The following is a 12,225-nucleotide window of genomic DNA, read 5'->3' as shown; positions in this document are numbered from 1 at the left end:
ACACTAATCATTATTCCATCTTCGCTTTGACTATTACCATCATACCGGCGGCAAGGCTGCTGTTGTCTTCTTTGGACAAATCGGTAAAGTCGATGCGGACTGGGATGCGTTGCTGTATCTTCACGAAGTTGCCGGCAGAATTATCCGTGGGCACTAGGGAATATTTGGAGCCGGTGGCTCCGGAGATGGCAGTGATTTTTCCTTTGAATTCTTTGTCGCTGATGGCATCGACGGTAATGACTACTTCTTGTCCCAAGTGCAGATTCTCAATCTGGGTTTCCTTGTAGTTGGCTATAATCCACTTTTGTGTGTCAGGCAGAATGTAGGTGATGGTTTGTCCGGCAGTGATGAATTGTCCTTCTTCAAGAGTACGCCGCCCCAATTTCCCATCACAAGGAGCTACTACTACGGTGTAGGAGAGATTCAGTCGTGCCATTTCGAGTGCGGCTGTTGCCCGTTGTATGGCAGCTTCGGTATTTTCACGGCGATGTGACACTTCGTTCACACCCGACAAGGCAGCTTTCTGTTGTCGTTTCACGGCTTCCAACTTCTTGTGGGTAGCTGCATATTCGGTTTCTATCTGTTCCAATTGAATGGGGGTGGCAGCGTTTCTCTTCACCAGATTCTGGTATCGTTGGCGGTCTTTCTCCAGCTTGGTAAGGCGGATTTCTATCTCTGCTATGGAGGCGTCGTAGACAGAGGCTGTAGTTTGCGTGGTTTGTAGTGTGGCACCAATGACTGTGGCACCGGCTTGTGCATCCTTGAGTGCAGCTTCAGCTTCCATGACTCTGATTTTATATTCCCGGTCGTCCAATATAAGTAAGGTATCTCCTTTGTGTACTTCTTGGTGTTCTGTGAAACAAATTTTCTTGATATATCCTGATGCGCGCAGATTGACGGGAGATATGTATTGTTCAATCTGTGCATCATTACTGGTTTCCGTCCGTTTGTAGTTCAAAAAGAGGCAGACCACTTGAATAATTCCCCAGATAAGGATAGCTATTCCTAATAGGCTGACAACGATTTGCCAACGGCGAAGCTTCTTCAATTTCCGTGCTTTTTCTTGGTGGGTACTTGCGGTGTTATTGTTCTCTTTTGTTTCCATATTTTCTATATTATATTGTTTACTTATTATTATATATACATCCGTCCTTGAATACGGGCTCTATTCATCTTCCTCTTTAATGAATTGAGGGGCTCAACGTCTCCAGCTGTCCCGTCAGCTTCAGCAAAGTCAGATTGGTTATCCGGTAATTGTAGTGGGCACTGATATAGTTGTTTTGGGCTTCGCTCATCCGCATTTCGTCCTGCAACACTTCGGTCATTGAGGCGATTCCTTCCCGATAACGGTCCATGGTAACGGTATATACATCTTCAGCAAGCAGATAATTGTCCTTCTGCTTCTTAAAGTTACGCTGGCTGTTCATCAGGTCATTGGTAGCATTCAGATATTGTGTCTGAAGATTTTTTCGGGTATTCTCTTGAGCGAGTTTGATGTTCTCTATGTCAATGGTTGCCTTACGCATCTTGTAGCGTTTGTCCAGTCCGTCGAAAATGGGAATGCGCAAGGAGAGTCCCACTCCATAGGAGCGATACCAATGGTTGGAAGGGCCGGAATGGAACCAATGGTAAGCTTTGTCCGTATAGGCAGAGAACATCCAGCTTCCCGTCAAGCTCAAGGAGGGGATGTAACCGTTGCTGACTATTGTTTTTTGTTGCTCTGCGAGTTGTTTCTGTGATTGCAGCAGCTGTAGTTCATATAGTGTTTCAGATAGCCCGGTGAGTGCTGCGGGCGTAATCATTTCTGTATTCACCGGTACCAGTGCTATATTTTCTTCTGCCGGATAGTCGATGATGTATTTCAGTAGGTTCAGTTGCTGTTCCATCATGGCTTGTGCGTTGTCGTGTTGCACCTTGAGGTTCTCCAGGTTGATGTTGACGCGTTTCACATCTACTTCCATAGCCATACCGTTGTCATAGAAGGCCTGAGTGATATCTCTCAACTCTTCTAGGCGAGTGATGTTGGCTTTTATCAAAATAATCTGTTCAGCTGTAACCTGTCCTAGGTAGTACATTTGACTAATTTGAAGGATGAGGTCTTCTCTTGCCTTTTCATAAGAAAGGCGATTCATCTCATCCATGGTTTTAGCTATGGACAGAGTGGTGTAGAGTGTTTGGTTATAAAGTGGTATCTGCAGCTGTAATCCGAAGTTGGCGTTGTATTGCAAAGTTTGGGTTACATTATAGGGATTGCCATACGCTGAACCATCGGTAACGGATACGGGTGGATCGATATTGTCGTTATAGTTGGCAAAACCATTGATTTGGGGCAGTAGTTTGGCTCGATTCTCAGAGATGCCGTATTTCCCTTTTTGTATTTCCTTCCGTTTGCTTTGCAAGGACAAATTGTTTTCGATACCTATTTTGAGGCAGTCCTCCAAGGTTAGGGTATCTTGTGCTCTTGTACCTAGTGCAAGCAGACACAGAAAGGAAAATGTGAACAGTTGTCTTTTCATAATAGTCACTTGATATTTGCACACAAAGTTAGTGGCTTAAAATGCAAGAGGACTATCCATATATCAACTGTTTGTATTCATATTTTCCTTTTTACTATAATTTGAAAACAAACCATAGTAAAAAACGAGTATTAAAAACAAAAAAGACCGCCAAGAGTGGAAGCCTCCTAACAGTCTAAATCTTCTTTGTAGCGGGACCCGGGATTGAACCGGGGACCTCATGATTATGAATCATTTAGGATGATTTTTTATGATTATTCTTGCACTTTATATTTGCTTGTTAATCAAATATTTGCTATTTTTGTGATGCCGTCTGATTGGAATTGATTTTAAAAAAATGGAGCTTTTTGTGTTCCCGTTGTGTTCCCACTTGTGTTCTCGGATGAGTGATTATAGTATTTTGTTTAAATGTATAAAGGAGGAAAACTATGGTTGAAAAAAGTAAAGAGTATATAAGTTGTTTGGCTAATGATAAGGTTGGTATTTGTGTAATAAGTTTGGTCTTGGATAGAAGGCACCTAAAGAGTGATAATAAATACCCTATAGCTTTACGATTTACTATAGATCGGAAAAGGTTGTATTATTCATTAGGGGAAAAATATACAGAAAAAGAATTTGATGCTATTTGTAGAGCAAAGAATACTGGTCGTAGAACCAGTACAAAAAATGAAAGGGAAACGAATTTTGAACGTAAAGTGCAATTAGAACGAACATTCAAATCTTATGTTGATATAGTGCAGGATTTGGATAAAACTGCTAAATTAAGTTTGGCTATGATTATGACCCGATTGACAGGAAAAAATGAAGAAGATTCGTTTCTGCAAATTTGGGATGATATTGTTAGAAATAGATCTGTGGGAACTGCGGACAGTTATGCAACAGCAAAAAAATCATTTATCAAGTATGTTGGTGTAATATCAGGCTTTAATGTATCTAAGACTTTGATTGAAAAATGGATTAAAGGTATGGAAAATGATGGATTTACGAAAACGACTATTGGAATATATCTGAGAGCATGTAGGGTTGTATGGAATGAGTGTACTCAGAGAGGTTTTCTTAGTGGGAAAGAATATCCATTTGGTAAAGATAAAACTTTAATCACTATACCTACAGGTAGTACGCGGAAGAAAGAATATTTGAATGTAGCACAGATGACGGAGTTGTATCAAGTATTTATTAATAAGCAATATCCAGAATCGTGGCAGAAGGTTTATAGAGAAAAGGTACATTTTTCTTTAGGTTTATTTTTGTTACAGTATTTGTGTAATGGCTTTAATTTGGCAGATGCTGCACGGTTGAGATATAATGATTACTATTTTTTTAGCGGTAAAAAGGCGTTTCAATTTATGCGATATAAAACTAAAGATAGAAGTGAAAATAATAGTGAAGTCGTGATTCCAATTATTGAGCCTTTAAAGAATATTTTGTCGGAAATCGCTGCTCCAGAAGAAAAAGGTGCTTTGGTGTTCCCTTCTATATTGAAAGGTGAGACTGATGAAATGGCCATTCGTAAAATGATAGCATTGGAGAACAGCAATATTCAAGACCGTATGAAGAAGTTGGTCGTTTTTTTGGGGTGGGAGATTTTTCCGAGTAGTACATGGTGTAGACACTCTTTTGCTACCAATCTGACTCATGCCGGTGTACCAATAAACTATATCAGTGAGAGTATGGGGCATTCTCATAATGAAAGTGTAACCGCACGCTACATAGATATTTTCCCTCATGAACAGCAGGTGTCATATAATAATAGGTTGTTGGATATTTCGTCTGATGATAGGTCTGACCTGACAGAAATTCTGAAATCCCTTAGTCCAGCAGAATTGAATAGTATTTTGGATGCTGTAAGACATAAAAACTCCTTGAGTAGGCTATAAAATACATGATTGTGGCTATTTTTGACAGTGCGGACGATATGGTGTGATTATATTTTTGCTATATTTGGGGCGTTCTCTAAAAATGGTGATCGTTTTTGAAAATTTAAAGATATGGAAACCGCATTTGGCTATATTGCTTGCAATGCATGTAACTACATGTTATACGCTGCGAGTAGACGGCTTTCTTTGGCTACTGTTACTGCATTAGGGAAAGTAACTGAGAAAGTAACTGACTTCGTTTTTGATGCCGCTGTAAGCACTGCTTTGATTATCACAAGTGTGAGGATACGGAATAAACTGTCCGCTGTGTCTAATTCCAAGACTTCCAAGGCATCCTCTCCGGATGATTCTTCCTGCAAGAGTCGTACATCTGAAGGAAACGGTTGTCATACGAATGTTTATACTACAGTCTATGTAAACCAGATCAATGTGACGAATACCACGAATATTACAATCAATTCCGCTGACAGCCCCCATAAAGAGGACGTGCGTTTTTCCGAAAACAATCATACGGAAACATCCCGTGAGCCTTTGTCAGAGGATACGGTCGCCGCTTCCGGTTCATCTGTCTCTCAAGATTCCGAAACTATGAGTCCCCAGTCATCCGGAAATCCAGCTTCCGGGGGGCTTTTTCGGGCAAACGACAACCCGTTGAATCCTCCGTTGCCTTTTCCACTTCCACTTTTTGCCTTTCTCTTGATGAAGGGGTTATCAAGGAATTGTTCGATAAAATGCATGGCAAGTACTTCCATAAAAGGACATCCCTGGAGCAGTTTACCTATGTGTTGACCGGTAAAGGTAAGAAGCCTGAAGGTGTCATATCCATTGAATGGATTGCCTCTCCCAGGAGCTTCTCACTGTTCATCGGCATTGTATGTGCTCCTTACCGTGACAAATGGAAAATATGCAAGGGACTCTTTACCGGGAATATAAACAAGAATCCCTCATGTGACTTCAATAGGATGGTCAGTCATGATTTAGTGAAAAACAACAGGGTATCTTCTACACTAAAAGAGAATGCCCGCTTTATAAGTGAAAAGGATAATGACTTGAAATCCCTTCTTGTGCTTCTTTCCGGATTCCCAACCTTCTGAAACCATCTTTCCATTTTTTCTTTATCCGCTCCTCTTGTCCTTTCCCGGACAAGGGGATTTTTTGTTTTTCTGCAAATTATTCCTGCTATTTTTAAGCTATCTCTCTGCTATATTCCTGCTATTCCAAATATCTCAATTATATCTTTGTAAATAGCTGTAATTCAATTTGTTGTATTTGAATAATCTCTATATTTGCTCCCGCGATTCAAGCTTGATAAGATTTTATTAATTAAAAAAACATATAAAATGAAAAGCGAAAATAATATATCTGATATGCTTAACAAGCCTTTGTTCCAGGCCACAGTTTCCGACCTTGTCGAAGTGTTCAAGCTCTGCGGGTGTACCGGTGAGCATGAGGTGGTATCTTCCGGTGCCCCTTCCGTCAAGAAGAATTATGTATACGGCCTTTCCGGTCTCTCCAAGCTGTTCGGCTGTTCAGTCTCCACTGCCCAGCGTATCAAGAGCAGCGGTATTCTGGACAGTGCCATAGTGCAGCACGGGCGTCTCATCGTGGTTGATGCTGACCTCGCTCTGGAGCTTGTGAAGGCTTATCACCGACAATGACACCTCTCCGTTCTCCGGCTTTCACATGAGGGAAAGCATGCCGGCTATCTTTCTCCAGTGGCGGTCGGGGTATCGAATCTGAGTGTATTATTATAACCAATAAATAAATAATTAATATTATGAACATTAAAAGAATATTCCTAATGGAACTTGGCATGGCTGTCATCGGTCTTGCCGGTATATTGGCCTATAAGAGGTCTGTAAAGAGATACGGTCGGATAGTGGAAACACCTGCCGTAATTGATAAGGTGGGAAATGATGCGGAAGAGCTTGTGCCATCACAGGTTCCCCTCTCTACCAAACGTACCAGGAGCAGAACAAAAGTCACCCGTGGCATGGTGAGAGAATGGTATCTGGCGTCGAAGAAAGGGATGACCCATAGGGAAATCGCTACCATGTATGTCGTCTCATTGGTAACCGTGGACCGTCATCTGGCAGATGTCAACAGAAGGCAGGCCGTCAAAAACGTGAAGTCTCCGGTCTGTCTGACAGTCCCGACAGACGATGCAGTAATTAAACAAGATTTATCAACTTTAAAAAATCACATTGATTATGAGTAGAAATTTTTCAAATGCAAGTGCCCCTTCCACCATTAAAGCGAGAGCGAGTGTAGGACCGGGTGGAGTAAGAGGGAGCTATGAGGGCACCGTTTCATCTTTCTGGAAAATCGGTGGTCCCGTTGTCGGCATCACGGTTGCAGTCGGGCTGTTCGTATTGCCCGAAATCAGGAAGAAGTTGGGAAAGGCCAGGATTGAGAACGAGAAACAGAAAAGCGTAATTAGGAAGGATGAGGCATGCGAGAACAGCAGGATCAAAAAGGACGAGGCTGAACAGCAGTGCGACCTTGATATCCGGAAAGCAAAAGGGCTCAGCCAGGTAAGGATTGACGAGACGCGTGCTCTGTTTGAAATCCGTCGGGAGTTCGGTCCAATGGGGAAAAGTACGGGGCAAGAGCAGAACCCGCACGAAGATGTCAGTCTTGGAGAATGGCTGCAATGGTTCAACCGGGAATTCCCCATGCCGTGCCACTCTGCCATCCCCCACATCAGTACCATTCTTGACGGCTGTCCTGAAGGTTTCAGGCCTGCCATGCTCTTCCATCTGCTCGGTGGCCACGGTGCACTGGCCTTCTCAAATGTACGGGCAAGATATCTGGATGGACGGTATCATTCACCCAGCCTGCAGGTGATTATCGAGGGTAAGCAGGGTTCCGGAAAGAGTGTGTTCAAGGACGTGTATGAGCAGGACCTCTTTCAAAGGGTGGTCATGGACAACAGGCTAAAATCCAGAACCGGCAGGACAGACCGGATTGTCCAGATAGTGGGTACCGACATTTCAAAGGCAAGGCTGATGGAGGTCATCGCCAACAGCCGGGGTCTTTCCCTCTATGCACTGGAAACGGAGATCGACACCATACGGAAATCCGCTTCGAAAGGTGGCGGATTCTCGAGTGACCTGCTACGCAAGGCATTCTCCGGTGAGGCCGTCTCCCTGGACAACAAGCATACCCGTGATGACTGCCGCGGTGATTTTTCTGTCCGTTTGAACTATACCTTCACCGGTACTCCCGGAGCTGTCGGACGCTTCTTTACGGATGAGGACTACGAGAACGGCACCGCATCCCGTATCTGCTTCTGCGCGATTCCCGAACAGGACCGTTCAATTCCCGAGTTCGATCTGCCGGAGGGTGAGGAACTTGAGAGAATGCGCGACCAGTTAGGGGAATGGCGGGAGAAATACTGCCTCAGGACTGCGGAGGATGGCACGGACATTCCCGCCGACGAGTATCTTACTGACCTCTCCTATGTACATGGCCCACTGGGCAACTGGATCGGGGAACAGAAGAAGGCTGATGACAGGATGAGGAGAATGGTCTCCCCCCGTATGGCCACCATTGCCTTCCATGCCGCCATCGTGCTGCACATGCTCGCCGGAGAACCCGGTGAGGACAACCCGAAGATGCGCAAGGCAGTCTGCAAACTGACCGTATATATTGCCAACCACTGCATGGAACGTTTCCTCCACAAATACTATAAGGGGGCGTATCCGAAGATGGAGAAGATGTCCTGCCCACCTCTCAGGCGTAAGCTGACAGACGAGGAGGTTGAATGCTGGTATCCTCTATGGCATACTCCCGGTGAGGACGGCCAGCCGTTGGGATACGGGAGGATAGCAAAAATGATCGGAGTGGACCGGGACAGCGTAAAAAATGCTTTCAAAAGATATGAGAGAAGAAACGGTTTGAGATGAAACGAACCAAGGAGGGTATACGAAAGGTGCCCTCCTTTTTCTTTTTTCAGGGGGGTAAATATCATTCGCTGGTGGGTAAATACTATATTTCAGACGGGTAAACGTTCAAAATACAGCTCCTTGGAAAATACAATATGATACGACTTTTTGAATTGAATATTAATTGGTTAAGCGACGCAAAACTATCTATCCCTAGAGTGTGTAAAACGCTACCCACCTATATATAATATAAATATAAGAAAAAAGACTGTCTTTTCATGCCCAACAGAACGGGTATAGTATTATATGATATATAAAATATTTTACATTATTCCATTTTCCAAGTAGCCATATAACCAACACTTCATCCCAAATCCGTACGGGTAATGATGAATAGAGTGGATGAGTGGCCAATACAGAGTCCGGTTACCGGATTAGTTTCTGTACTGATACTGAGATACCCCTTCTACCGATGCTGAACTTATATCCTATACTCATCGCCTCTTTATGACCAGCTGTTGTATTAAGTATTTATCCTTACCGGCTGAATGATAATATCCCTTCAGTTTCATACCTTAATACTCCACAAGGCAAGGGGGATGAACGGGCAATAGATAAACGTGCCTGGTGTATGTGGAGAGAGTTTTATATTTCCTCCACCTGTTTTCCGGCACTGTCATAGGTTTGCCCGTCGATTATAGCCGTGAAGTAACCATATCAGCTCTTCAACATTACTCTTTCATTCCATTCACCGGGGCAAGGACTATCTCGCAATATTAACGGGAAACATATGTAGCCTGGTTTAAACCGGATCCATTGTAAGGGTGATGGGAGTGGTTTATCGGATCCCTGCTTATACTGATACACTTTTGCCCATACTTCCCGATGCAATATGTATATGGCAAATGAGGAGTTGAAACAATGTATAAGTATGCCAATTCAGCCAGGGAAAAAAGGCAAGGTCATCATTCATGCATTATCCAAACGGTGAGATGGAAGAGTTAACTGCAAGCCCATTGTATCATACTGTTACTATAATTAATAGTAATATCTACTCAAGCGGCGTGAGCCTACAACAAACGAAAGAGAAAATATTATATCCCAAAATCAACTTTTTTTGCTGAAATGTGGATTATTACTTAAAAGAGAAAGATTTTATTGAGAAAAAAAGTGATGCGTACCGTTAACTCATCCAGCAGTAATTTGGTTATACAGAAAAATTGCATTGTCCGATTTGCTATATCTTCATTTATAGCAATCATACCTTGGCTAGAATGAATAAAATCCCAATTCTTTTGCTACCTTTTGGGAATATATAACCGGAAGAATAAGTGGCAAGTTTGGCAATAATACACTTTTTCCGTATTATCAATTTTTCCAGTTCTCCAAATCATCATTGAAAGGGTAAACGGAACGCATCAATCAATTTTTTTCCTTTGAAACATATCATTTATAAGTAATTTCCCTCATTCTGGCAAAAAAAGTTGATTTGAAATTATATACTATTCTCTTCTTCGTTTGTTGTAGGCTCACGCCGCCTGAGTGGATATTATCATCAATTGTAATAATCATATGGTATATAATTGGCTTTCAGTTAACTCTCGCATACCATTATTTATGTGATATATGGATAATGTGACTTTATATCCCCTTGCTTCCATTGGCTGAACAATATCAGCATACATCCGGCAAGAAAAAACGAGCAGTACCATCCATTGTATGAACGTACTGCCATGTCATTTGTTTATATATTCAGAGTTTCGATAAAATACACCCTCTTGCCCTCTTCATTCAATTTCTGCCTTTCACGAACAGGAAGATACAGTTTCAGTTCTGTTGCCTTGGCTGTTTTCCCGGAAAGTCCCAAGTTGTCGTATATCTTCTGTAACTTGGCCTTTACCTCCTGTTTGGAATAAAGCATACCTGGAACGAACTCCTGCCTGCAAGCCTCACTTATCGGAGCCTGTGCACAAAGAACATTATAGGCATCCTCAACATCAGCCTCACGAAAATCAAGACTTGACAGGGTATCATAACCAAGAGTTCCATACCACCCGTGAAATCTGAAATCAATGAACGGATTTTGTAAGAGCAGGGTGTCATATTGCGGACATTGGTTTCTGAAATTCGCATATCCTGCAAGCCTGTCCTTGTCAGATGCACTATAATACCACTGCTCGAACTGCTTCACCTCATCCGGCTTCTTCCGCATCCCGACCGCAGACTGAATGCTCGTCAACAGTTGGCAGGAATTATTATAATAGTAATTCCTCTGGTACCACCTGTTCCACATTGCCGCCATTACCAGATGATTGTAACCTATCGTCGTTTGCCCGTTCTCCTGTATGAGGTCAGTATAATCATCTGTAAACTTCTTGTCTGGTTCCATTTTTCTGTAAGAATCTATTAATACAGTTCTGTATTCTTCAGGAGCACTATTGAATACATTGAGGATGTTATTTGTTTTCAAATCCATCATCTTCTGCTTCTGTTCAAACTCCGCTTCCGTCATAGTGGCAGGGTAGGTCTTGTAATATATCGTGGCATCATGCCGGAACGGATTTGTATCAAGCCTCTGTCTGCCGAGTATCTGAGGTATATCCAGCATGATGTCCAATGTCTGCCACTCCTTCCCTGCATTGATGAAGATATAGGTACTTGCATTATCCGAGTAGAAATCCACACCTTCAAAAGATGACTTCGTGCAGAAAGTGAAAGGCTTGTTCCTGGGATTGTTCCTGTCCGTATCCAACCCGCCTATCGTGAATCCTTTGGGCAGCCTTGAGGACTGGCTTTCAGAACACAGGATAGTCACCTCATCCGGCTTCAGACTGTTTTGCCCGATTATCCTTATGATCGACTTGACCTCATTGAGAAATATGCAGGCTTCACGGGAACAGACTATATTTCCATCCACTATTTTCCTTTCAAAATATCCGTCCCTTCTGTAACGTTGTATCAGTTCCCCACACAGTTTCTCCGCAGTCTCACCGTTCCTCATCTGCCTCTCCTTCAATGTCGGCTCCACAATCACATCAGGATCCCATTCCAGTTTATAGTAGGGAATGTTGGCGAATTGAGGTATGTAGTCAAGGTAGATGTCAGGGACAGGTGTAGCTGACAGGTAACAGATACGTTTCACTTCATTGTCAAGCCGGATGAGAAAATTCATGTCCGTACTCCCCTTGAATGTCGCATCACCCATAAGACACTGGAACTCATCGACCACAAAGAGGCATGGATCCAGCATATTATTTCCTCTAAGGACACTAAGAACCTTGTCCGATGAATCCAGTGTGACCAGTATCTTGGCAGGTCTCATTGGCAAGGGGGTAAATGGTGTGCTTCCATGATGACAGTCCAAGTACGAATCAAGATCCCGCATCATTTGGATTATTGCTTGTCCTCTATTACCACACAATGGGACATGGAAGTGGAAGCTGTCGGGGTATTGTCTGTGCTTCTCTTTCAACACCTGAAGCCGTGGCGAAATTATTACCACAGGAAAGTTCGAATTGAGAAACAGAGATGTACCACCACAACCGGTTATAGTCTTGTTCAGGATAAACTTACCATCCAATGGCAATTCCCCATTCAAGAGATTTTCATAATCACTCATATACCTGCAACCTTTCGGCATACTAATTGATATCATATTATTTATATTATTATCCATAATTGTTTTATTTTTGTTTATACTCATTCATATATAAAGGTTTGCAATGTTTTTATATACCCTTTTTACACTTCGATGAGTAAACGGAACGCATCAATACTTTTCTTTATGCAATCTATTTCTTTTAAGTAAAATCTCTCATTTTGACAAAAAAAGTTGCATGAAACTATTGTATATCTTTCTTCTTTCGTTTGTTGTAGGCTCACGCCGCCTGAGTGGGTATTATAATAAAATATGCAGTATATGTATAATAAACTTGCCTCCGGTTA

General features: G+C 42.5%; 9 protein-coding genes. 6 read left to right on the top strand and 3 right to left on the bottom strand.

Annotation, left to right across the window (positions count from 1 at the left end; translation table 11 throughout):
• Positions 1 to 10: 10 nt before the first annotated feature.
• Together EYA81_RS06245 and EYA81_RS06240 are read right to left on the bottom strand one after the other, a co-directional pair.
• The gene (locus tag EYA81_RS06245; RefSeq protein WP_005834867.1) at positions 11 to 1,105 is read right to left on the bottom strand and encodes an HlyD family secretion protein; all 1,095 of its coding nucleotides are present in this window, start codon (positions 1,103 to 1,105) and stop codon (positions 11 to 13) included.
• 76 nt (positions 1,106 to 1,181) lie between these two features.
• A complete protein-coding gene (locus EYA81_RS06240) occupies positions 1,182 to 2,516 on the bottom strand; it encodes a TolC family protein (protein ID WP_005824723.1) in 1,335 nt (444 codons plus the stop codon).
• A 428-nt stretch (positions 2,517 to 2,944) separates the two neighbouring features.
• Here EYA81_RS06240 and EYA81_RS06235 point away from each other — a divergent pair, with 428 nt between their 5' ends.
• From EYA81_RS06235 to EYA81_RS06210, 6 genes are all read left to right on the top strand, one after another.
• Complete coding sequence (locus EYA81_RS06235) at positions 2,945 to 4,393, top strand: tyrosine-type recombinase/integrase (protein WP_073350139.1); 1,449 nt, start codon at positions 2,945 to 2,947, stop codon at positions 4,391 to 4,393.
• A 111-nt stretch (positions 4,394 to 4,504) separates the two neighbouring features.
• Positions 4,505 to 5,182, top strand: coding sequence for a hypothetical protein (locus EYA81_RS06230; RefSeq protein WP_131225523.1), 678 nt, complete (start codon positions 4,505 to 4,507; stop codon positions 5,180 to 5,182).
• Positions 5,176 to 5,487 carry a hypothetical protein gene (locus EYA81_RS06225; RefSeq protein WP_165491358.1) on the top strand — a complete coding sequence of 104 codons (312 nt, stop codon included), beginning with the start codon at positions 5,176 to 5,178 and terminating at the stop codon, positions 5,485 to 5,487. Before EYA81_RS06230 ends, EYA81_RS06225 begins: the two co-directional genes overlap by 7 nt.
• A 246-nt stretch (positions 5,488 to 5,733) precedes the next feature.
• Entirely contained in the window at positions 5,734 to 6,051 is a 318-nt protein-coding gene (locus EYA81_RS06220; protein ID WP_033887025.1) for a DUF3853 family protein, read from the top strand.
• Between the two features lie 119 nt (positions 6,052 to 6,170).
• Positions 6,171 to 6,611 carry a hypothetical protein gene (locus EYA81_RS06215; protein WP_025076071.1) on the top strand — a complete coding sequence of 147 codons (441 nt, stop codon included), beginning with the start codon at positions 6,171 to 6,173 and terminating at the stop codon, positions 6,609 to 6,611.
• Positions 6,604 to 8,301: a DUF3987 domain-containing protein gene (locus tag EYA81_RS06210; RefSeq protein ID WP_131225521.1), complete on the top strand. Its 1,698-nt coding sequence runs from the start codon at positions 6,604 to 6,606 to the stop codon at positions 8,299 to 8,301. The genes EYA81_RS06215 and EYA81_RS06210 overlap by 8 nt, the downstream gene beginning before the upstream one ends.
• A gap of 1,723 nt (positions 8,302 to 10,024) precedes the next feature.
• Here EYA81_RS06210 and EYA81_RS06205 read toward each other — a convergent pair.
• A complete protein-coding gene (locus EYA81_RS06205) occupies positions 10,025 to 11,935 on the bottom strand; it encodes a hypothetical protein (protein WP_242672415.1) in 1,911 nt (636 codons plus the stop codon).
• Positions 11,936 to 12,225 lie beyond the last annotated feature (290 nt).

The sequence above is a fragment of the Bacteroides sp. A1C1 genome, assembly GCF_004328515.1.
Lineage (GTDB): Bacteria > Bacteroidota > Bacteroidia > Bacteroidales > Bacteroidaceae > Bacteroides > Bacteroides uniformis.
This window is presented reverse-complemented; position numbering and strand designations above follow the sequence as displayed.

Bases quoted from the DNA above. Each gene is read 5' to 3' on its own strand.
- EYA81_RS06230 (WP_131225523.1), top strand. From the start codon at position 4,505: ATGGAAACCGCATTTGGCTATATTGCTTGCAATGCATGTAACTACATG.
- EYA81_RS06235 (WP_073350139.1), top strand. From the start codon at position 2,945: ATGGTTGAAAAAAGTAAAGAGTATATAAGTTGTTTGGCTAATGATAAG.
- EYA81_RS06245 (WP_005834867.1), bottom strand. From the start codon at position 1,105: ATGGAAACAAAAGAGAACAATAACACCGCAAGTACCCACCAAGAAAAA.
- EYA81_RS06210 (WP_131225521.1), top strand. From the start codon at position 6,604: ATGAGTAGAAATTTTTCAAATGCAAGTGCCCCTTCCACCATTAAAGCG.
- EYA81_RS06220 (WP_033887025.1), top strand. From the start codon at position 5,734: ATGAAAAGCGAAAATAATATATCTGATATGCTTAACAAGCCTTTGTTC.
- EYA81_RS06240 (WP_005824723.1), bottom strand. From the start codon at position 2,516: ATGAAAAGACAACTGTTCACATTTTCCTTTCTGTGTCTGCTTGCACTA.
- EYA81_RS06205 (WP_242672415.1), bottom strand. From the start codon at position 11,935: ATGATATCAATTAGTATGCCGAAAGGTTGCAGGTATATGAGTGATTAT.
- EYA81_RS06215 (WP_025076071.1), top strand. From the start codon at position 6,171: ATGAACATTAAAAGAATATTCCTAATGGAACTTGGCATGGCTGTCATC.